Source organism: Bacillus sp. BML-BC051, assembly GCF_019656175.1.
Lineage (GTDB): Bacteria > Bacillota > Bacilli > Bacillales > Bacillaceae_G > Bacillus_A > Bacillus_A mobilis.
The window spans coordinates 15,742-37,551 of the sequence record NZ_BPLI01000058.1; the positions used below are offsets into that span (position 1 = coordinate 15,742).

Genomic DNA, 21,810 nt, shown 5'->3' on the forward strand with positions numbered 1-21,810 from the left:
TATTGTTTGTTAGAAGGAGAGAGTTTACATGATAGAGAGTAAATTTGTAGATTCTGTACCAACTCTTAGTGAGAATGATTGTCAAATATGGTGGGCAAGAATTTCAGATTTACAATCATGGCATTACAATTTACTAAATGACGTTGAACGAGAGAAAGCAAATTCTTATCACCACTCGACAGATCGTGTCCGTTTTATAATAGGTTGTGTAATTAGTAGATTAGTTCTTGGGCAAATACTTTCTATTTCACCTGTTCAAGTACCGATTAGTCGAATATGCCCAGTATGTAAGTTACAACATGGTAGACCACAATTACCAGAAGGCATGCCGCAGTTATCTGTTTCACATTCAGGTGAGTGGGTTGTTGTTGCATTTACTAAATCTGCGCCTGTAGGCGTTGATGTTGAACAAATGAATCCAAATGTAGATGTTATGAAAATGGCAGAGGGTGTATTAACGGACATTGAAATAGCGCAAATTATGAAATTACCTAATGAAAAGAAAATAGAAGGTTTTTTAACATATTGGACCCGAAAAGAAGCAGTACTAAAAGCGACAGGTGAAGGACTAATGATTCCGCCAGTACATATTACTGTATCGGCTCCAAATGATTCTCCAAATTTGTTAGTTTTTAAGGATAGGCAAGAATTAGTAGAAAATACAATGATAGCAGATATAAGGCCGAGTGTAGATTATATGGCTTCAATTGCAATATTTAGTAAAGCAGTAATTGAAATCACACAGTTAGATGCAGTAGCGCTTTTAAATTATAAATAAGCTAAATAAAAAATCTTATAGAAGAGGTGTTCCTCATGTTAGTAGCGGAAAATAGAACAAATGAATTCACTTATAATGTACAAGCAATTAAAAATATTTTATTTTCTGGAGATACATCATCTATTCATGCTTTAGAAAAGCTTTTGAATGATACAGTTCAGTTTGATGTTCTCGAACAAGAGGTACTTGATAGACAGTACATCCCGAAAGAAGCAAAGAATTTTTTTGATAAAAACGGAACATTTCTTTACCGTGTATCCAATGTTAGTTATAAAGGAAAAGTATTATCTGAAAATCTCATTTTTGCCGATACTTCGTTTTTACCAAATACAATAAAGTGTGAGTTAGAGAGGGGAAACATTCCAGTTGAAAAACTTATAGAAAAGATGGAGGTAAGAAGGAACGTATTATATGAAGGATATCAGCCATCTGGAAATATTATTGAATTGTTTGATGGATGCTCTGTTACGGCGAATGTGTATCCAACTAGAAAATATCAAATTGTAAGTAACTGCAAATGTATATTTTATATTTGTGAAGTGTATCATGCAGAGAATATAAAAACTCTGCTTTAATAGAAAACAAAAAACCAGCCATTTTATAGGCTGGTTTCTTGTTTATTTCACAGCTTCTTTTAACTCTTTACCCGCTTTAAATGCTGGCACTTTACCAGCAGCGATTTGAATTTCTTCGCCAGTTTGTGGGTTACGTCCTGTACGAGCAGACCTTTCGCGCACTTCAAAAGTTCCAAAGCCAATCAATTGAACTTTATCGCCAGATTGTAATGCAGTAGCAATTGTGTCAAAAACAGATTGTACAGCTGCAGAAGCATCCTTTTGAGAAATATCAGCTGATTGTGCTACATTTTTAATTAATTCTGTTTTGTTCATGTTTTCACCTCATAAAAAAATTTTTTGGAATGAATGATTTAGTATAATGGATAGTAAAGATAAAGCTATTTATATTGTTAGAAAGAATGCTATATAGTTATGTTAATTTCGTTGCAAGAAACTGAATCCCTGCTAATAATTAGGGATTAATTAAGAATTGATGCATAGAAAACAATGTAATATGAGGATGAGGGGGAGTATACAGATGATTTTTCGTGAAAAAGATGAGAAAGAAAGTATATTAATTCGTCAACATGATCACGGTTTTTTAGCTGGGGAAATTGCGAAGTATATAAAAGAAGATTTTTTTGAAGATGACGAATATTTAAAAGCGGCTATTGATGCAATATATGAGCATGATAGAGGATGGATAGAACTTGATAAAGTTCCAATTTTGAATGATGCTAAAAATATCCCATATACATTTATGGACTGTCCAAGTTCATTACGATTTGTTTTTTATAAGATTGGTTTGAATGAAATTGAAGATTCAAATCCATACGGAGCATTACTTTGTAGTAAACATTTTTTATCATTTCCATTAAATGAGGAAGATGAAGAGATGATGTCATTTTATACAGGGGAATTGGAACGACAAAAAAGAATATTGAAAACGTTAACAAAAGAACAATTTGCGATGTTCGATAAACATTATAGATTATTAAAATTTTGCGATGAACTTTCTTTATATGTATGTATGAATAAACCTGGTGTAGAAAAGGAAAATGAAATTGATTTGTTTAAAGATGGTTTTGAAGGAACAGAAATGTTTAATAGTAAAGAAGGGAAAACTATTCAAGCTGAATGGGTAGATGAGGAAACAATTCGGATTACACCGTTTCCATTTCAAACTGAATTTCATACGTATGTAAAATATAAAACTATAAATAAACGTGAAATTGAAGAAAAAGGAATTGTAAAGGCTGATAGAGAATCAAAAGTGAAGAAACATACCATTCATTTCATACAATAGGGGGGCGATTTTGATTGAAAGAGTACATGTTAAAACAGGTGGATTACCATGCTTGGGCTAATATACGATTAATCAATCGACTAAAAGAATTACCAAACTATGAGACTATTATTAATGAACAGATACAGAGTGTATTTCCATCAATTAAGGATACTTTTGCACATATGTATATTACAGATCAAGTGTGGTTACACATATTGCATGGTAAAAGTATGAATGAAGCAATACAAGACCGAGAAATTTTACGAACACAAATTGAAAATAAATCGTTATATGAATTAGAAAAAATGTTTGAAAACATGGTAAATCAATATAAAGACTTTTTAAATACAATACAAGACGTGAATGCTGTGTTTGTTATCGAGAATCCATATGCAGGGAAATTAGAAACTTCAATTTTAGAGTTAGTACAACATGTCGTAAATCATGGGACATATCATAGAGGAAATATAACAGCAATGATTCGTCAACTTGGTCATTCATCGACAATGACGGATTTTGTGCTGTATTTACATATGGTGCAAAAGGGAAAGGAATTGAAATAGAGAAAAAAAGAATGGTTATTATAGATAAGCCATTCTTTTTTTAGTGATTAACTTGCCTGTTTTTTATGATTTTCTTTCAATTTCTCTGCTTGTAAAAAGCGATTCGTTTCAGATACAACAATACCACTTAATCCAATCAGGCCAATTAAGTTTGGAATTGCCATAAGTCCATTTGCAATATCAGCAAATGTCCATACGATACCTAATTTTAAATTTGCACCAATTGCAATCATGACGATAAAGATTGCTTTATAATATTTAACGGCACTTTCTCCAAATAAATAAGCCACGCATTTCTCTCCGTAATACGACCATCCTAAAATAGTAGAGTAGGCAAATAATATAATCGCGATACCGAGAATCATACTACCTGCAGTACCAAATACAGATTGGAATGCTAATGTTGTAGCTTCAACACCGGTTTTTCCTGACTTCCATGCACCTGTAGTAATTAATACAAGTCCTGTAATAGTACATACAATAAATGTATCTAGAAAAGTACCAGTCATTGAAACTAAAGCTTGTTTTGCAGGCGAATCTGTTTTTGCAGCCGCTGCTGCAATAGGTGCGCTCCCTAAACCAGCTTCGTTCGCAAATACACCGCGCGCCATTCCGATTTGAATAGCTGATGCAACTGTTGCACCGATAAAACCTCCAGCAGCTGCAGTACCAGTAAACGCACCAGAAAAAATAAGTGAAAATGCTTCTGGAATTTGATCGTAGTGATAGAAAATAATAATAAGACCAGCAATGATATAAAAGAAAGCTTTAATAGGAACAATATATCCTGTCACTTTCCCAATTTTTTTAACGCCACCTAAAATAACAATAGCAATTAAAAACGACATGAATATACCAGTTAAAGCAGGGGGGAAAGAGAAATTAATTCGCATTGCCTCTGCAACTGAGTTAGATTGCACCATATTACCGATACCGAAAGAAGCAGTTGTACCGAATATAGCGAATAAAACAGCAAGCCATTTCTTGCCTAAACCACGTTCTAAATAGTACATTGGTCCACCTGAATATTCACCATTTTCATTACTAACTCGGTATTTCACCGCAAGAATTGCTTCCGCATACTTTGTTGCCATACCGAATAACGCGGTAATCCACATCCAAAAGATTGCACCTGGTCCACCAATCGTCACAGCAGTTGCAACACCGGCTATATTTCCCATTCCAATCGTTGCCGCCATAGCTGTCATAAGAGCTTGGAAGTGGCTAATATCTCCAGAGGAAGATGTATCTTCTGATTTTTTAAATGCTAGTTTGTGAGCGTATAATAGTTTACTAAATTGTAAACCTTTTAAACGCACTGTGAGAATGATACCAGTACCAACGAGTAACAACAATGTTGGTAATCCCCACACATAGTGATTGATTTGTTCTAATACTGTACTTACTGTCTCCATCTGTATTCTCCTTTTTTAGAAAAAATAAAAACCACTTCAAGTAAATGAAATGGTCTCTGGAGAAACAAGGGATAGAAAAATAAACCGATACAAATCGGCTTTTTCTTTCGCTTGTCTCTGTCCTTTTACCTGAGAGATTATCCGCTATAGTAGCGGATTTGCTCCTTCGGTGCTCGTTTTCCTCTGCGCTATATAAAGCGAGAGGGAGTCTCTCCAGAGATTCGTCCCCATGCAGTTCTACTTGTAACCAAGACCTGAGAGTTTCAAAGTTGGTTGTACAACTTTTTGCCCCGTCGGTAGATCAATTGATCTTCTCCTGAATGGTTCATCCGAATTATAAAAATTATAAGAACATTGATTGTAAATCAATAAAAATATTATAGACAGACAAAATGTGAAATGCAATCTTTTTTTATTTTAAAATAGTAACCAGTTTTATTTTTTTGCAAGTCTTAACTTAACTTCAACTTCAGTTAACGTAGATAAAGCGATGACAATATGTTGATCTGCAAGCCCTAAAGCATGTTTAGTATTTTCAATTGTTTCATTGGATCGAGTAGAGTTATTTGCTCCGTCTATAATTAAATCTGCTGCGTTTTTCATAAATTTAGAAGCAGTCTTAAATTCAGTTGTGAAATAAATTAGTTGTTCTTGTATTTGTACTTCCGATATGTTTTCTTTAATTTTCAGAGTGTCTATTTCGTTCATAATTTTTTCGTATTGTTTGGAAATAGCAGTCATTGTGACTAATAGTTTATCTCTGTCTACTGAATCTCCGTTCGTGTTAATTTCTTCCCAGGCAGGCAACCAATCTTTTTCGATTATGTCATTATAATTTGTAGTTAATTCATCAATTTTTGGTTGTAATTTAGTTTTAAAACTTTTTGTATCAACTGTTTCTACGGTAGTTTTTGCGTTATTATTTTTATCTTTAGTTGCGTAGAAAATCGTACAGGTAATAATAAAAATAGAAATAGCTATTGTCCATTTATTAAAAAATAATTTCTTCAACGGGTAATACCTCCAAAAAATCTTTTAATTGTAATATATAACAATAATATTGTTAATGGTAGAGAAAATAGTCTGGAATTGATTTTAATTATGTTTTTTCTATACATAAATAATTAATATTAGTAAAATGATGAAAGTTATATGTGAGAAGAGAGGGTTTTTAGTGAAAATGAATAGAAGAAAACTAGTTTCAAATATTTCAACAGCTGTGTTATTAGTTGGTTTATTTACACTTATATATTTAGACAAAGAATCTAAAATTGAAGATTTTCCAGTACCAATGTCAGCAATCCATATTAACGATGATAAGAAAGAGGATTATAAATATATAAGTGTAATGCCTATTACAAAGGCAAGTGGATGGGAGAACTTAGGGGAAAACGGGCATACTGTTAGTTTTAAAAAAGGGGAGAGGAATGTAACTGTAATACATTATCCGGGAGAACTAACGTATTATTTATTTGAGCAAAAGGTGAATAAGGGAGATAAGAAAAAGATGTAATTCGTTACGGAGTACATCTTTTCTTTTGATTCAGAATTATTTGAAATAAAAACGGATAGATGGTTTGATAGATGTAGTGATAAATATGATTAGTTCTATATGTGGATAAGGAATACTAAAGAGATCATAAAAATATTATGTAAACTAATAGTTGTAAGTGGAATATAAATTATAGAATAAGGGGGAATTAAAAATGATACTAAAAACAATCTACTGTAAAGTGGAAGAAGAGAAAAAAGAGTTATTTTCAATCGCACAAGAAAAATGGCGTGATATACAGCATCTAGATGGATTTCATGGACAATTTGGTGGTTGGAATGAAAATGAGGCGTGTGTATTTACTTTATGGGAAGATAGAAGAGCATATCAATCATTTATGAATGGTGCACACGATATAATTTATGTAAATAGTAATCAAGAGGATACGTTTCTTTCATGTGAAATTGAATTGTTTCAAACGTTGTATGATATAACTGATATGCCTTTGAAAGATGTTGTTACAAAAGGAAAATTCGTAAGAGTTGCTATATGTGATGTAAAGGTGGGAAAGGAAAAGTATTTCTTACATAAACAAGAAACAATTTGGAATAAAGGAATGGAAAAAGCAAACGGGATGATAGGTGGAGTAGTTGGGAAGTCTTTAAAAACTGAAAATCGTTACATAGTGTTAACTTATTGGAAAGATGAAATGGCGCATCGAAATTATGTAGAAGAGATTTTCCATGAGCTGTATAAACTAGCTAATATTCATGAGGATTTAAAAGACATAAGAGGTAAACAAGCTATATGTAAGGAAGAGTGGCTTGTATATTAAGTGTACAATACGTGCATAAATGAATGTATAATAAAGACATTTTCTTATAAACGAGTAATTAATAGAAGACGTTATATACCCTTTCATGTTAATATATTTAAGTTATAATAGAAGGCTTACCCTTTTGTATTGTACGGTAGAAGCAGTGTGAGCTTGAAATTTTGTTTAGAAAAGGATGTGCCTAATTTGCGTATCAATAAATTTATTAGTGAAGCTGGAAAAGCGTCTCGACGTGGAGCAGATAAATTAATTAATGAGAGAAGAGTAATTATTAACGGTAAGGTTGCAAAAATTGGTGACCAAGTCAATCCAGGTGATGATGTACGCGTAAATGGAGAGCAACTTCGTATTGCTCGAGATCATGTATATATTGCTTTAAATAAACCAGTAGGTATTACATGTACAAGTGAAAAAGCTGTAAAAGGTAACATTATCGATTTAGTGAATCATCCATTACGAATTAGTCACATTGGACGTCTTGATAAAGACTCGGACGGTTTAATTTTGTTAACGAATGATGGTGATATCGTTAATGAAATTTTACGTGCTGAAAACAAACATGAGAAAGAATATATCGTTTCAGTAGATAAGCCAATTACACCTGATTTCTTAGAAAAAATGGCAGCTGGTGTGAAGATTTTAGGAACGAAAACACTTCCTTGTGAGATCACACAGTTATCAAAATATGAGTTCAACATTATTTTAACACAAGGGCTAAATCGCCAAATTCGTCGTATGTGTGAAGCTTTAGGTTATCAAGTATACACGTTAAAACGTACGAGAATTATGAATATTGAATTGAATAATTTACCTGTTGGACAGTGGAGAGATTTATCGAAGAAAGAGAAACGACGTCTATTTTCAGACTTAAATTACGAACCACAAGATTGGTAAAATTGAGAAGGGGAAACCAAAAATCTATTTTGGTTTCTTTTTTTATTAAATAAAAAAACTTTTTTAAACACTTGCAATAATAAAATGAATAGGATATAGTAAATAACAATTAATGGATGTACTTATAAAAGCAAAGAAAAGGACACGAGTTATTTTATCCGGTTATACAGAGAAGGAAGGAAAGCTGAGAACTTCCTAACGCAGAAAAATGACTTACCACCTTAGAGCTGCACTAGGGAAATTAAGTATCTAGTGCCGTGTAAGCGACGTTATCGCAAAAGAAGCCATTATGTTTTTTGTGATGGGAATCTGGGTGGAACCACGAATATAAGCATATTCGTCCCTAATTTTTAGGGATGAATATGCTTTTTTGCATTCAATTTCATAATAAGCGAAGAAAAGGACACGAGTTATTTTACCCGGTTATACAGAGAAGGAAGGAAAGCTGAGAACTTCCTAACGCAGAAAAATAACTTACCACCTTAGAGCTGCACTGGGGAAATTAAGTATCTAGTGCCGTGTAAACGACGTTACCGTAAAAGAAGCCGTTGTATATTTACAATGGGAATCTGGGTGGAACCACGGGTAAAAGCACACTCGTCCCTATTTTAGGGATGAGTGTGCTTTTTATTATGAAATGGAGAGATGAAAAATGAAAGAACAAATGATTGAAATTAAGTTTCCAGATGGTAGCGTTAAAGAATTTGCAAAAGGAATTACTTTAGAAGAAATTGCTGGATCCATTAGCAGTAGTTTAAAAAAGAAAGCAGTAGCGGGGAAAGTAAATAATCAGTTATATGATTTACGCCGAAATATTGAAGGAAATGCGGAAGTAGAAATCGTTACTATAGATTCTAATGAAGGGGTAGAAATTGCAAGACACTCTGCGGCACATATTTTAGCGCAAGCTGTAAAGAGAATGTATGGCAATGTAAACCTTGGTGTAGGGCCGGTTATTGAAAATGGATTTTATTATGATATGGACCTTCCAAGTAGTGTAAACGTAGAAGATTTACCGAAAATCGAAAAAGAAATGAAAAAGATAATAAATGAAAATGTAATAATAGAGCGAGTTGAGGTTTCTCGAGAAGAAGCAGCAAAACTGTTTCAAGAAATGAATGATTACCTGAAATTAGAATTGTTAGAAGCAATTCCTAGTGGGGAAAGTGTAACACTATATAAACAAGGTGAATTTGTAGATTTATGTAGAGGACCACATTTACCGTCAACAGGCTATTTGAAAGCATTCCAATTAACTCACGTTTCTGGTGCATATTGGCGAGGGGATAGTAACAATCAAGTGCTTCAGCGTATATATGGCGTTGCGTTCTCTTCTCAAAAAGAATTAGAAGAGTATTTACATTTCGTAGAAGAAGCAGCAAAAAGAAATCATCGTAAGTTAGGTAGTGAGTTAGAGTTATTTATGTTTTCAGAAGAGGCTCCGGGAATGCCATTTTATTTACCGAAAGGACAGATTATCCGAAATGAATTAGAAGCATTTTTAAGAGAAATTCAAAAAGAGTATAAGTATCAAGAAGTACGTACTCCGTTTATGATGAACCAAGAATTATGGGAGAAATCAGGACACTGGGGACATTACAAGGACAACATGTATTTCTCTGAAGTGGATAATAAAAGCTTCGCATTAAAACCGATGAACTGCCCAGGACATATGTTAATGTTCAAAAATAAATTACACTCTTATCGCGAATTGCCAATTCGTATGTGTGAGTTCGGTCAAGTACACCGACACGAATTTAGCGGGGCATTAAATGGATTATTAAGAGTACGTACTTTCTGCCAAGATGATGCTCATTTATTTGTAACACCAGAACAAATTGAAGATGAAATTAAATCCGTAATGGCGCAAATTGATTACGTTTATAAAACTTTCGGATTCGAATATGAAGTAGAGCTTTCTACTCGTCCAGAAGATTCAATGGGTGATGATAAGTTATGGGAGCAAGCAGAGGCATCATTAGAAAATGTATTACATTCATTGGATTATAAATATAGACTAAATGAAGGTGACGGTGCATTTTACGGACCGAAAATCGATTTTCATATTAAAGACGCTTTAAATAGAAGTCATCAGTGCGGAACAATCCAGCTAGATTTCCAAATGCCAGAGAAGTTTGATTTAAATTATATAGATGAGAAGAATGAAAAGAGAAGGCCAGTTGTTATTCACAGAGCAGTTTTAGGATCTTTAGACCGCTTTTTAGCAATATTAATTGAGCACTTTGGAGGTGCATTCCCAGCATGGGTGGCACCAGTTCAAGTGAAAGTCATTCCAGTTTCGAATGCAGTCCATGTACAATATGCAGAAGCGGTTGCAGAAAAATTAGCACAAGCTGGTGTTCGTGTAGAACGAGATATGCGAGAAGAAAAATTAGGATATAAAATAAGAGAAGCACAAATGCAAAAAGTTCCTTATGTACTTGTTATTGGGGATAAGGAAATGGAGAACGGAGCTGTAAATGTACGTAAATATGGGGAAGAAAAATCAGAAGTTGTTGAACTAAATGGATTTGTGGAAAGTATGAAAGAGGAAATAAATAATCGGAAATAGAGTTTGAAAAGAAAACACACTACTTCATAATGGTGTGTTTTCTTTTTTACCTTACAAAAATGTAAGGTAAATGTAAGCAAAATCGAAGGAACGAGTTTTAGAAAAGTGAGAATATGAAATAGGAAAAAGGTTTACATAACTCGTGTAATCCTTTCTAATTGAAAAATTAAAAAATTATTAAGGGTTTACATGAGAAAAAGATAAGAAATATGTGAGAAATTAATTTTATACAAAAGGGATGGAGTGAAAGAGATGTCAACAAATGTAGTTACTGTAGAAAGTGTAGAAAAAACGTATGGGAAAAGAAATGAGAATCAGTCAAAAGCGTTAAGGGGCGTATCATTAAATATTAAAGAAGGGGAATTCGTCGGGATTATGGGTCCTTCTGGTTCTGGAAAAACGACACTACTTAATGTGATTAGTACATTGGATCAAGCGACAGGAGGCAGTGTGACAATAGCTGGCACAAATATTACTTCAATGAAGGGGAATGCTTTATCAGATTTTCGATCTCAAAAATTAGGTTTCATTTTTCAAGATTTTAACTTACTTGAAAACTTATCAATTTATGAAAATATCGCTTTACCACTTTCTTTGCAAGGCGTACCTTCAAGTGAGATTACTGGAAAGGTGAATGAGGTTGCGAAGAAATTAGGGATTACTGAAATTTTAACGAAATATCCAACTGCTGTTTCTGGGGGACAAAAACAAAGAACAGCGGCAGCACGAGCTTTAGTACATAATCCAGCAATCGTATTAGCAGATGAACCGACTGGTGCGCTTGATAGTAAAAATGCAAAAAGCTTATTAGAAGCGATGCAAGATTTACATGAAAATCACAATGTAAGTATTTTGATGGTTACACACGATGCATTTAGTGCGAGTTATTGTGAGCGTATTTTATTTATTCAAGACGGTCTTCTTTATAAAGAGTTAACGCGTCAAGGAACGCGAGAAAATTTCTATCAAGACATTTTAGGCGTGCTCGCTCATATGGGCTCAGCTGCTGAGTCTAAGTAGGGGGTGAGACTATGTTATTCAAATTATCACGTCATAGTATGAAAAAGATGTTAAAAGATTATATGGTTTTACTTATTGGTCTCGTTATTAGTATTAGTATTTTCTACATGTTCCAAACGATGGCGATGAATAGTGAATTTACGAAGGATAATAGTCTTATTAGTAGTATTAGACTCGTATTCTGGGTAGGTGCCATACTATTATCGTTCATTACTGTATTTTATATTATATATGCCAATTCTTTCTTACTCACATTAAGAAGAAAAGAACTCGGTATGTACATGATGCTCGGTGCGAAAAAGAAAAAAGTAGCACAGTTATTATTTATTGAAACATTCGGTATGGGGATTGTCAGTATTATTATCGGGATCTTAGTGGGGATGTTGCTTGCAAGTGTAGCAGGAAACTTTTTAATGAATGGTATGGAAATTTCAGCGAAAGGTAGTTATTCATCTGTATATACACCAGCAATCTTAGTTACAGCTATTTTCTTCTTAATACTATTTTTTATTACTGGTTTAATGAATAGCATCCGGTTATTACGTAAAACAGAATTGGAGTTAATTCGTGAAGATGAAACACTAGATGAAGTAAAGCAAAGTAAAACACGCATTATTATAATGACGGTACTTGGTATATTGCTAGTAAGTATAGGATACTACTTTATGATCAATGTAAAAATATATGCTGAATTAGGCTTTATAATAGCGACAATCGTTACAACTCTTGGAACATATTTTATCTTTAGTTCATTGCTCCCATTTTTTGTGATGAAAATTAAAGGGAATAAAAAACGAAATGAAACGGGCTTAAATAGCTTTACATATGCACAGCTGCGCTTTCGCGTAAATAGTTTGTCGAGAGTATTAGGCACTGTAGCGATGTTAATTGCATTAGGCGCAGGTGCGATGACGGCAGGGATGGCATTTCAAAAAAATGTAGGTATTATGACAGACTTCTCACGTGTATATGATGTTGTAATTCATGATCCAAATGATCAAGATAAAGCGGCATTAAAAGAAATGGAAATTGTGGAAGAAAGCAAGTATAAATATAAAGTAGATGGAGAAGCGGTTTATTATTTACGTAACGACTTAATTGAGAAACCGCCACTTGTTTCCGATCACTTTGATACAAAAACTTTAAAAGAGCCAGTTCGTAAACGTGTGGCTGAACCTTTAACTGAACCTGTTTATTCTGCTTTGGAAGCTCCCGAAGCAGCCAATAAACTTCCTCGTATGCCAAGGGATTGGGAAGATGCGGTTGTAAGAGAAATACAAATTACACATAATCAATTTAACGGAAAACCTGTAAGAATTGCAGATGAAGAGCATTACAAAGCAGTTCAAGGAGCGGAACATAATGTAACATTAGCAAAAGTAGATGATATGAAAAAATATAAACCGTTGTTAATTGAAATAGACAAGAGACAAAAAGAACAAATTGAAAAAACAACAGGTACAAAAGTAGACTTATTTACAAAAATGACAATTTATCAGTTTATGAACAGTTTCATGAGTGGAACAATGTTTATGGGGTTTTTCCTTGGAATTGCCTTTTTAGCAATGATGGCAAGTTCACTAATGTTCAAAATATTAACAGGTGCTTCTCGTGATGTACGCCGTTATGAAATGTTACGAAAAATCGGTGTGAGACGTAGTATGTTAACAAAAAGTATATATAAAGAAATTTCATATTTATTTATCTTCCCAGCAATCATTGGAATTTCTCACGTGTTAGTAGGGCTTAACTTATTTAGCTTTATATTAGTTGACCCGTTTGTGAAGGTATGGGTGCCGATAGGGATCTTCTTAGTCATTTATTTCATCTATTACTGGATTACTGTCCAGCTTTATAAAGGTATGGTAATGCCGAAAGAAGAGGTTGCGAAATAGTTAAAGGAAAAAAGTCTTTGTTTTGAAAACAAGGACTTTTTTCTTTATTTTTAATACATTTTGACTGAGTCTTTCTATAAAGTTTATATTTGAAAATTAAGAAAATATTAAGAGTTTATATAGGGGAAAATTAAGAAGTGTATGGGATATTAAAAATGTGCAAACGAGCAAGATGAAATTAGAGAGAGAAATTGTTATATATTCATATTATTTTGAGGGAGTTTTGCAGAATTAAATTGATGTTTTTATAAATTTAAAAGAAAGGAGACTACGTATGAAGAAGATAATAAAATTAATAAAACTTATTGGAGTCATTACTATACTATTATTAATCGTAGCACTAATATTTCCTACATGGACCTCGCAAATAAAAGGGAAGAACAGTATAAGTATATTAGAGCAAGTAGAGGTAAATGGAAGTGGTCATGAAATTATGATACGCGGAAAAGATAAGAACAATCCAGTTATTATTTTTGTACATGGTGGACCAGGTACTTCAGAAATACCATATGCTCAAAAATACCAAGACTTATTGGAAGAGAAATTCACAGTTGTTAATTACGATCAAAGAGCGAGCGGGAAGTCTTATCATTTCTTTGAACACTACTCGAATCTTACATCAGATCTTCTTGTACAAGACTTATTAGCTATGACAGATTATATTTCAAAACGTCTTGGTAAAGAAAAAGTAATATTGGTTGGTCATTCTTACGGTACATATATCGGAATGCAAGCTACCAATAAAGCTCCTGAAAAATATGAAGCATATGTTGGCATAGGGCAGATGAGTGATACAGTAGAAAGTGAAATGGATAGTTTAAACTATGTGATTGAACAGGCACAAAATGCTGGGAATACAGATGAGGTTTCCTATTTAAATGGGTTGACTGAAAAAATTAAAAATGGTGATACATACACTCCGCGAAATTATGTTGCGAAATATGGTGGAACATCAAGACGTATTGAAAATCCAGATGGTGATAATATCGGGATGTTACTTAGTAATGAATATAACTTGTTAGATGTAATTCGTTATAACGTTGGACTATCACATTCTCAAACGGTCTTATTAGAAAAGGATTTAAAGAATCCATTGCCTAATAAGGTGACTAAAATGAAGCTACCGTTTTATTTCCTTATGGGGAAATATGACTATAACACTTCATATCATGCAGCAAAAACATATTTTGATAAGATTGAAGCAGTTCAAAAAGAATTTATTACTTTTGAGAAATCAGCTCATTATCCACAATTTGAAGAGAAAGAAAAATTTTATAAGTGGATGTGCGATACATTCATAAAATAAACAAAGTATATCCGAATTTTAGAGAATTAAAAAAGGTAGTGAGACGTATCAAGATTTTTTGATACATTGTATTAACTGAAGCGAAGTTATATAAAAAGACTCTTGTATAAATGACAAGAGTCTTTTTACAATGTTCTCTATATAGAAGGAAAAGATTGGATAATGGTCGAAAAATATAATATAACTTCCAAGAAATGACTAAAAAATAAAATTTTGTCGAGGGAAAGGGTTAGAAGTATGAAAGAAATGCTACAGTTATTTCGCAACAAAGTGTATGCACGTTTTTTTCTAGCAAATATTTTAGAGCGACTCGGTTCTATGATTGCTGGAATTTCTTTAATGTTTTATTTGCTAGATCAATACGGAAAACAGCCAGTTTACGCAACGATGACACAAATTATGATGGCATTGCCTGCATTAATCTTTTTTCTATTAGTAGGGACAGTAGTGGATCGTTTTGATAGACAGCGTATTTGTACGGTAAGTAACATATGTTGTTCGCTCTGTAATATCGGAATTCTAATTTCGCTTTATTACGGAATGATTATACTCGTCTTTATATTTTTATTTTTGGAAAATGCATGTATACAATTTTTCTCTCCATCAGAACAGTCGATGATACAGGGAGTAGTTGAATCAGACCAATACGGTGCAGCAGCAGGTGTGAATCAAATGGTGAATAGTTTGTATGCCTTGTTTGGTGTAGGAATTGCAACGATGGTGTACTGGACTTTTGGAATATACGGGAGTATTTTAGTAAATACGCTCACTTTTATTATGAGTGGTATTTTGATTCAAACGATCTCCATTCCAGAAAAAGTGCGTTTGCCAAACGGTAGAACAAAATGGAAAGAAGTTAATTTGAAAATGTTAATAACAGAGTTTCAAGAGGGGATCAAGTATATATATCAAAATGACACTTTAAAAAAATTACTTTTAGGATTTATCGTATTTGGACTATTAAATGGTATTTTAAGTGTATCCACTACTTACATATTAAAATATAAATTAGCACCAGCAACGTATGAAAGTTTAGCGATGGTGGGCGGTGTAGTTGGAGGGATTTCATTACTAATTGGAAGTATAGTAGCAACAAGTGTAGGGAAGAAATATGCACCCAAGCCTATTATTGTCTTTGGTATGGCAGGCTCAGGGGTCTTTTTCGGTATGTGTTACTTTGTAAACCACGTATGGTCTTTTTATGTATGTATCGCTTTTGCGACTTTCTTTTTACCGTTTATTAATGTTGCAATTATGGGCTGGATGTATGAAATTGTAGAAGAATCATTCATGGGACGTGTTCAAAGTTTACTTAGTCCATTAACGACAGGATTTCAGCTGTTATCTCTCGGTGCGATAGCGATGTTGTTCCCGAAATGGATTCGTGCAGATACGTTGTTTATTATTTTATTTGGTTTATTATTTTTTGTTACGTGTTTATATCAAACCATTTTACCTAGTGGGAAGAAACGTGTGCAAGGTATAGTTGAAGAGATGTAATAAATGTGGTTTTTGATTTCTGAATATTCTATTGGATGGTAAGGGGAAATCGTTATGTTGATGCGAATTGTTAAATGGTGTGGGGTTACTTGTTTACAACTAGTAGCTGCAATTTTATGTATAATCTGCCTAGGTGCGCTGCCACGTTTATTTAAGGGATTGCAAATCGATTTAATCGGTTTTTGGAACACGATTGTATTTCTTGGAGGGAAGTTACTACAACCGGGTGAAATTACATATGGATTTCGGGACTCAAGAAAATTATTTCCGCAAATATGGATTCATTATTTTGAAACGATGATTGTATTTCTATCAGCGTTTTTACTATCTTTGCTTATAGCGTATATACTTGTCGTTTGGGTATTGCAGCGTTCTCATATGAAACAGAAAATGTGGAACGGGGTTTTTCTTACGTTTGAGAGTATACCGGATATTTTACTTATTTTATTATCACAACTTCTTGTCGTAATTATGTTTCAAAAAACAGGATTTATGCCGGTCAAACTGGCTGGATTAGGGGAAGAAAGGATACGTTTGTTACCAATTATATGTCTTACAATACCAACAACATTATTGTTTATTAAACTATTGTTATTACGATTTAAAGAAGAATTAGAGAAAGAATATAGTTTGTTTGCCAAGAGTAAAGGGTTAAGCTTACGGCATATTTTGACACATCATATTTCAAGAAATGTTTTATTGACGACAATTTATTATGCGAAAACAAATATTTTATTTATGCTTTCCAATTTATATATTATTGAATGGATATTTAATACATATGGTATGTTTGTTTTTGTAAGAGAAAATTCTAAATTAGAAATATTTACAGTGAGTCTAGTAATATTATATGTACCGCTTTTTATACTATTTCGTATATTACATACGCTTTTACAAAATGTGATAAAGGAGCGTGTGTAACATGTGGCAAGTTGTAAAAAGAGATGTGAGATTTTGGGTAGGTATTACTTTTTTGAGTGTACTAATGATTGTTAGTATTGGATATACGGTGTTTTTTGATGGGAATATTCGTGAACTTACGATGATGTATAACGAAAAAGGGGAACTAGAGGCAGCTCCATTTTCACCATCAAGTAAATTTTGGTTTGGAAGTGATGTGAAAGGCCGCGATCTTGTTCAATTAATAATAGAAGGCGCGAAATGGACAGTTGGAGCGAGTATAATTATAGCGATATTACGAGTTATAGTTGGAGGGGGAATTGGTTTACTTCTTGGTATGTATGGTAAACGTTCTTTTCCAGTTATTTCATCCTTTTTTGATCCTTTTAGTATTGTACCGATGGTTATGATTTCTTATTTTATATTAAATGAAGTTTTAACGTTTGATAGTGGAGCAGAAGTTGTGCCATTATATTTGCGTGTGGCATTTCAAATTATAGTACTTGTATGCCTTGCTGTACCAACAGTTATGTTGTATGTAGCGCAAGAAGTAAAGCGTGTTAAGAAAGAAGAATTTATGTTGGCAGCTACTGTGCTCGGCGGAAGTAAGTGGCATAGGTTGAAGCGCCATATATGGCCGCATATGTTACCATCATTTCTTTTATTAGTAGCTCAACAGTTTGTGAGTACTTTATTACTTCTTTTACACCTTGGTTTGTTGCAATTATTTTTTGGTGGAACAATAACCTTCAGTGGAATGGATCCAGATAGTGTAACAAAAGAATGGACGGGCCTAATTGGTCAAAACTTCCGCCACTTAACGACTCATACATGGATTGTACTTATACCAATTGCTTTTTATAGTATGACAATATTGGCGGGGAATTTAGTAAGTAATAGTATGCAAGATGCGATTAAACTAGGGAATGTAAGAATATCTAAGAACAAGGATAAAGAAGTGAAGGAAGAGAAACAAATACAGCATACTGTGAATGATTTTTCTTTCTATAGAGAGATACAAAAATAAAGAGAGATAGCTGAAGTTACAAAATGAAAAACAGTAAAATTATAAAAATATATAATAATCAAATTATTGTAGGGATATCGATAGCATAAAGCCTATAATTGAACTGGGTGATTAAAAGTGACTAAACAAAATAAAAAGATAATTGATATATGTGATAACTATAGACTATTAAATAAATATTCACGTAACAGTATTCCAAGTGTAATCTTCATAGCAGGGTTAGGCGATAGCTATGAAACATGGAATAAAGTCCAAGACCGAATATCGCAAAAAACATCAACCTTTTCCTATAACAGGTCGGTTATTGGCAGGGGGCAAGTCGCATCCGTCCCGACGACTTGCTATGATCTAGTCGAGGAGCTCAACGAATTGTTGCTAGCGCTTGAAGTGGAGAAGCCCTATATATTGGTGGGACATTCTTTTGGTGGTTTGGTCGCTAGATTATATGCCAGCCTTTATCCACTGAACATCTGCGGTATGATTTTGGTTGACGCTGCACCGGAATATAAAGAACTTGCCTATGAAAAGGTTCTACCCGAAAATCTGCTTGCAAGAAATAGGGAATATTACGAGAATCCTATGTTGAATAGTGAGAAGATTGATAAAATACAAAGTTATAAGCAAATCGTTGATCATTCAAAGCAAAGTAACCTCCCTCTTGTAATTATTACAAGAGGTTTACCTGACAATGTTGAAGAGGGATGGCCATCTCAAGAAATATTGGAAATTGAGCAAAGACTCCAAGCAGAATTCCAATGGCTATCAACGTCAAGCAAGTACCGGATTGCTAGTCGAAGTGGACATTATATTCATCATGATGAGCCAGAAGTTGTTATAGAGGAGATTATGTTAATGTTGAAGGAGATGGGGAAATGAACGATACAAGGACTAAATTGATGCTGGATTTGCAAAGAATTGAGAAGGATGAGTATCAGTTACTCGAAGGTGAGCAGCATCAAGACTTCTTACCTTTGTTACTTCAATATATTGGCGATCCTCAGCCAGAATTACGGGATAACCTGATTTATTCGATGTTTTATATGTGGATTAGAGAAGAGAATAGATTCAGTGAAGAGGAGTTACGAAGCCTCTTAACTGTTCTGACTGATGAGAACCATTTGTTCTATAGTATTGGTAGCGAGGATGATCAGTCAGTTTTTACAAGGACGTTCTCTGCTTTACCTATCGCTTTGATTGTGCAACGTCACAGACAGAATCCATTTTTTAATCAAGCGGAAATTGAGCAATTAATACATGCGATGCTCCGTTATTATAAAGAGGAGAAGGATCTGCGAGGTTACATTTCAGTAGGAGGCTGGGCTCACAGCGCGTCTCATGGTGCGGATGTTTTTGTCGAGCTGGTGCAGTGCGAGGAGAGCAGCGTCGCAATGCTGCGTGAGGTTCTTGTCGCTATTTCTGGCATGCTTCATAATGGTAGACACATTTTTAGCGATGAGGATGATGAGCGGTTGGTAAACATCGTGGATACGATGATTGACAAAGAGTTACTTCCACATCAAGAAATCGCTGATTGGATTAGCGGCTTAGCGCAATGCTGCAATTTGCCGAGAAGTCGCAGTCAGGTGATTGCTCGCGTGAACAGCAAAAATTTTTTACGCAGTCTCTATTTCAGAAGGGGAAAAGATAGCCGAGGGAATGAGCTTAACACTGTCATACTTAGTACTGAGGCAATTTTGAACAGGTTTTCTTTCAGTTAAAGGGTTAGAGGGGCCGTCCCAAAAGCCATGGAAAATTGGCTGAGGGACTTTGCCCCTTTTTATGTCAAGAAAAACAAAAAGAAACCATCCATTGGTAAAATGGAAGTACCACCCACCACGCACAAAAGGAGAGGCAATGGCTGCAACTAAGGCCGTTTTTTCTCATTGAACTAAAGGGCAGCATTTCTATAAAGCTTATTGAATTAACGAATGCTTTAGTTCAATAAGGCCTAAAAATGTGTTTTAGTACATGTACAAAAAAGGATAGATAATGCATAATACTTTCTGCTTTATCTATCCTCGTCTTTTCGTTTAAAGTGGTGGTAAATCAATCTTACCTTCTTCAAATAATTCTTTTATCATATGCTTCGTATAACCAGCTGCTTGACCAAATGTGATTTTTGCTGGCATTGGTGCTTCGTTAGCATCAACAACTATATCAATAATACACGGTCTATTTTGCTTTACCGCACTTTCGAAAGCAGGAAGTAGTTCATCTACATTCTCAACACGGTATCCAATACCTCCGCACGCCTCTGCGTATTTTGCAAAATCAGGGTTTGTTAAGTCTGTACCAAATTCGATATTCCCCATAACTTCTTGTTCGAATTTAATCATGGCGATCTTATTATTATTTAAAACGATGACAACGATTGGCAGTTTATATTTAACAGCTGTTACGAAATCGTTCATTGTCATTCCGAAACCACCATCACCACAAACAGCAAATACTTGTTTATCCGGGAAAGCAATTTTTCCAGCAAGGGCACCAGGTAAACCGCAGCCAAGAGTTGCGAGCCAGCTAGAAATAATAAATTGCTGATTTGTCATACGGAAGTGCCTTGCTGTCCAAACGGTTACATTTCCGACATCGACTGATAATATTGCATCATCATGAGCTACTTGTTGCAGTGCATGCAAAACACGTTGTGGCTTAATTGGAGTAGAAGTATCGTCTTCTTGATCGTGTAATTTTTCCTCCCACTTTTTCATCATTTCTTGATGATGCTCTAAGAAGGAATGGTCCTCGTGTTTTTCTACATTTTCAATTAACCATTTTAATGTTTTATCAGCATCACCAGCTAAGCCAATATCTGTTACGTAACGTTTTCCGATTTGGGCAGGATCAGTATCGATATGGATTGTTTTTGCTTTTTCGGGTAAGAAACCAGTGAACGGATAAGAAGTACCAATCATAATTAAAGTATCTGCATGTTTCATTGCATCATAAGAAGGTTTCGTTCCAATTAATCCTAATCCACCGATGCAAAGTGGATGTTCATCAGGGATAATCCCTTTAGCTGGTAATGTAAGTACGATTGGAGCACCAATGTGTTCCGCGAATGTAAGTAAAGATTCTCTCGCATGTTTCGCACCTTTTCCAGCTAAAATAACAGGCTTTTTTGCTTCATTTATTGCGAGTTTGGCAGCATGTAAATCTTCTTCTTGCGGAAATAATTCAGGTAATGTAAAAGAAGTATTTGTAACACGAGCACCACTTTTTACTTCGAATTTCGGAACATCATCTGGAATTGTAAGAACGGATACCCCTTTTTTCGTATAAGCCATTCGAATCGCTTGATTCACGACAGCTGGTAGCTGTTCTGCTGACATAATGCGCTGGTTATAAACCGCAACATCATCGAATAATCTTTCTAAGTTTACTTCTTGGAAAAAATCCGTCCCGAGTAAATCGGTTTCTACTTGACCTGAAATTGCTAGAACAGGGGCTTTATCGAGTTTTGCATCATACAAACCATTTAATAAATGAATAGCACCTGGCCCTGCGATTGCCATACAAACGCCGAGTTTTCCTGTTAACTTAGCATAGGCAGCAGCAGCTAGTGCGCCAGCTTCTTCATGGCGAACTTGAATAAATTTGATTTTATCTTGTTTTTTTCTTAAAGCTTCAATGATAGAGTTGATAGAATCTCCAGGCATTCCGTATATGTGTTCTACTCCCCAGTCAATTAATAGGTCAACTAGTGCTTCACCGGCTGTTTTCTCAAACATAATTTTTTCCTCCTTATAATAGGTAGTTACTATTATG

Annotated in this window: 20 protein-coding genes, 1 riboswitch and 2 other annotated features; of the genes, 16 read left to right on the top strand and 4 right to left on the bottom strand. The window is 34.3% G+C overall.

The window, feature by feature from the left end:
* The first annotated feature begins 28 nt into the window (after window positions 1-28).
* Complete coding sequence (gene sfp / locus K5S59_RS22085) at window positions 29-778, top strand: 4'-phosphopantetheinyl transferase Sfp (RefSeq protein ID WP_120450125.1); 750 nt, start codon at window positions 29-31, stop codon at window positions 776-778.
* Window positions 779-813: 35 nt separating this feature from the next.
* Window positions 814-1,353 carry a hypothetical protein gene (locus K5S59_RS22090; protein ID WP_000959139.1) on the top strand — a complete coding sequence of 180 codons (540 nt, stop codon included), beginning with the start codon at window positions 814-816 and terminating at the stop codon, window positions 1,351-1,353.
* A 42-nt stretch (window positions 1,354-1,395) separates the two neighbouring features.
* Here K5S59_RS22090 and K5S59_RS22095 read toward each other — a convergent pair whose 3' ends face one another.
* Window positions 1,396-1,668, bottom strand: a complete 273-nt coding sequence (locus K5S59_RS22095) for an HU family DNA-binding protein (protein WP_001043907.1) — start codon at window positions 1,666-1,668, stop codon at window positions 1,396-1,398.
* 205 nt (window positions 1,669-1,873) lie between these two features.
* Here K5S59_RS22095 and K5S59_RS22100 point away from each other — a divergent pair, with 205 nt between their 5' ends.
* Both K5S59_RS22100 and K5S59_RS22105 read left to right on the top strand, forming a co-directional pair.
* Window positions 1,874-2,641 carry a DUF3891 family protein gene (locus K5S59_RS22100; RefSeq protein WP_120450127.1) on the top strand — a complete coding sequence of 256 codons (768 nt, stop codon included), beginning with the start codon at window positions 1,874-1,876 and terminating at the stop codon, window positions 2,639-2,641.
* A 14-nt stretch (window positions 2,642-2,655) separates the two neighbouring features.
* Window positions 2,656-3,186: a DinB family protein gene (locus tag K5S59_RS22105; RefSeq protein ID WP_000666443.1), complete on the top strand. Its 531-nt coding sequence runs from the start codon at window positions 2,656-2,658 to the stop codon at window positions 3,184-3,186.
* Window positions 3,187-3,233: 47 nt separating this feature from the next.
* Here K5S59_RS22105 and K5S59_RS22110 read toward each other — a convergent pair whose 3' ends face one another.
* Complete coding sequence (locus K5S59_RS22110) at window positions 3,234-4,601, bottom strand: alanine/glycine:cation symporter family protein (RefSeq protein ID WP_120450128.1); 1,368 nt, start codon at window positions 4,599-4,601, stop codon at window positions 3,234-3,236.
* Window positions 4,602-4,708: 107 nt separating this feature from the next.
* Window positions 4,709-4,828: riboswitch (glycine riboswitch) on the bottom strand.
* A 208-nt stretch (window positions 4,829-5,036) separates the two neighbouring features.
* Window positions 5,037-5,612 (bottom strand): hypothetical protein, encoded by a 576-nt coding sequence (locus K5S59_RS22115; RefSeq protein WP_000732312.1) that lies wholly within the window; start codon window positions 5,610-5,612, stop codon window positions 5,037-5,039.
* A gap of 127 nt (window positions 5,613-5,739) precedes the next feature.
* On the opposite strand from K5S59_RS22115, the gene K5S59_RS22120 reads away from it, so the two are divergent.
* From K5S59_RS22120 to K5S59_RS22175, 12 genes are all read left to right on the top strand, one after another.
* The gene (locus tag K5S59_RS22120; RefSeq protein WP_002071661.1) at window positions 5,740-6,114 is read left to right on the top strand and encodes a hypothetical protein; all 375 of its coding nucleotides are present in this window, start codon (window positions 5,740-5,742) and stop codon (window positions 6,112-6,114) included.
* 193 nt (window positions 6,115-6,307) lie between these two features.
* Complete coding sequence (locus K5S59_RS22125; protein WP_098239504.1) at window positions 6,308-6,928, top strand: YdbC family protein; 621 nt, start codon at window positions 6,308-6,310, stop codon at window positions 6,926-6,928.
* Window positions 6,929-7,114: 186 nt separating this feature from the next.
* Complete coding sequence (locus tag K5S59_RS22130) at window positions 7,115-7,822, top strand: pseudouridine synthase (RefSeq protein ID WP_001222159.1); 708 nt, start codon at window positions 7,115-7,117, stop codon at window positions 7,820-7,822.
* Window positions 7,823-7,946: 124 nt separating this feature from the next.
* Window positions 7,947-8,170, top strand: a binding site (T-box leader).
* 37 nt (window positions 8,171-8,207) lie between these two features.
* Window positions 8,208-8,430, top strand: a binding site (T-box leader).
* Between the two features lie 44 nt (window positions 8,431-8,474).
* Window positions 8,475-10,394, top strand: coding sequence for a threonine--tRNA ligase (thrS, locus tag K5S59_RS22135; RefSeq protein WP_098259235.1), 1,920 nt, complete (start codon window positions 8,475-8,477; stop codon window positions 10,392-10,394).
* A gap of 252 nt (window positions 10,395-10,646) precedes the next feature.
* Window positions 10,647-11,414 carry an ABC transporter ATP-binding protein gene (locus tag K5S59_RS22140; protein WP_120450130.1) on the top strand — a complete coding sequence of 256 codons (768 nt, stop codon included), beginning with the start codon at window positions 10,647-10,649 and terminating at the stop codon, window positions 11,412-11,414.
* A gap of 11 nt (window positions 11,415-11,425) precedes the next feature.
* Entirely contained in the window at window positions 11,426-13,309 is a 1,884-nt protein-coding gene (locus K5S59_RS22145; RefSeq protein WP_098259233.1) for an FtsX-like permease family protein, read from the top strand.
* Between the two features lie 274 nt (window positions 13,310-13,583).
* A complete protein-coding gene (locus K5S59_RS22150) occupies window positions 13,584-14,615 on the top strand; it encodes an alpha/beta hydrolase (protein ID WP_000720314.1) in 1,032 nt (343 codons plus the stop codon).
* Window positions 14,616-14,828: 213 nt separating this feature from the next.
* Entirely contained in the window at window positions 14,829-16,115 is a 1,287-nt protein-coding gene (locus K5S59_RS22155) for an MFS transporter (protein ID WP_098259088.1), read from the top strand.
* 54 nt (window positions 16,116-16,169) lie between these two features.
* Complete coding sequence (locus K5S59_RS22160) at window positions 16,170-17,036, top strand: ABC transporter permease subunit (protein WP_120450132.1); 867 nt, start codon at window positions 16,170-16,172, stop codon at window positions 17,034-17,036.
* 1 nt (window position 17,037) lies between these two features.
* Complete coding sequence (locus K5S59_RS22165; protein WP_120450134.1) at window positions 17,038-18,042, top strand: ABC transporter permease subunit; 1,005 nt, start codon at window positions 17,038-17,040, stop codon at window positions 18,040-18,042.
* A 117-nt stretch (window positions 18,043-18,159) separates the two neighbouring features.
* A complete protein-coding gene (locus K5S59_RS22170; RefSeq protein ID WP_000166253.1) occupies window positions 18,160-18,918 on the top strand; it encodes an alpha/beta fold hydrolase in 759 nt (252 codons plus the stop codon).
* A complete protein-coding gene (locus K5S59_RS22175) occupies window positions 18,915-19,760 on the top strand; it encodes a DUF2785 domain-containing protein (protein WP_120450136.1) in 846 nt (281 codons plus the stop codon). Before K5S59_RS22170 ends, K5S59_RS22175 begins: the two co-directional genes overlap by 4 nt.
* 312 nt (window positions 19,761-20,072) lie before the next feature.
* On the opposite strand, the gene K5S59_RS22180 is transcribed toward K5S59_RS22175, so the two are convergent.
* Window positions 20,073-21,773: a pyruvate oxidase gene (locus K5S59_RS22180; RefSeq protein WP_000462090.1), complete on the bottom strand. Its 1,701-nt coding sequence runs from the start codon at window positions 21,771-21,773 to the stop codon at window positions 20,073-20,075.
* Window positions 21,774-21,810: the final 37 nt, after the last annotated feature.

Coding starts and splice junctions, on each gene's coding strand:
- sfp (WP_120450125.1), top strand. CDS start 29: ATGATAGAGAGTAAATTTGTAGATTCTGTACCAACTCTTAGTGAGAAT.
- K5S59_RS22090 (WP_000959139.1), top strand. CDS start 814: ATGTTAGTAGCGGAAAATAGAACAAATGAATTCACTTATAATGTACAA.
- K5S59_RS22095 (WP_001043907.1), bottom strand. CDS start 1,668: ATGAACAAAACAGAATTAATTAAAAATGTAGCACAATCAGCTGATATT.
- K5S59_RS22100 (WP_120450127.1), top strand. CDS start 1,874: ATGATTTTTCGTGAAAAAGATGAGAAAGAAAGTATATTAATTCGTCAA.
- K5S59_RS22110 (WP_120450128.1), bottom strand. CDS start 4,601: ATGGAGACAGTAAGTACAGTATTAGAACAAATCAATCACTATGTGTGG.
- K5S59_RS22120 (WP_002071661.1), top strand. CDS start 5,740: ATGATGAAAGTTATATGTGAGAAGAGAGGGTTTTTAGTGAAAATGAAT.
- K5S59_RS22125 (WP_098239504.1), top strand. CDS start 6,308: ATGATACTAAAAACAATCTACTGTAAAGTGGAAGAAGAGAAAAAAGAG.
- thrS (WP_098259235.1), top strand. CDS start 8,475: ATGAAAGAACAAATGATTGAAATTAAGTTTCCAGATGGTAGCGTTAAA.
- K5S59_RS22140 (WP_120450130.1), top strand. CDS start 10,647: ATGTCAACAAATGTAGTTACTGTAGAAAGTGTAGAAAAAACGTATGGG.
- K5S59_RS22145 (WP_098259233.1), top strand. CDS start 11,426: ATGTTATTCAAATTATCACGTCATAGTATGAAAAAGATGTTAAAAGAT.
- K5S59_RS22150 (WP_000720314.1), top strand. CDS start 13,584: ATGAAGAAGATAATAAAATTAATAAAACTTATTGGAGTCATTACTATA.
- K5S59_RS22160 (WP_120450132.1), top strand. CDS start 16,170: ATGTTGATGCGAATTGTTAAATGGTGTGGGGTTACTTGTTTACAACTA.
- K5S59_RS22165 (WP_120450134.1), top strand. CDS start 17,038: ATGTGGCAAGTTGTAAAAAGAGATGTGAGATTTTGGGTAGGTATTACT.
- K5S59_RS22175 (WP_120450136.1), top strand. CDS start 18,915: ATGAACGATACAAGGACTAAATTGATGCTGGATTTGCAAAGAATTGAG.
- K5S59_RS22180 (WP_000462090.1), bottom strand. CDS start 21,773: ATGTTTGAGAAAACAGCCGGTGAAGCACTAGTTGACCTATTAATTGAC.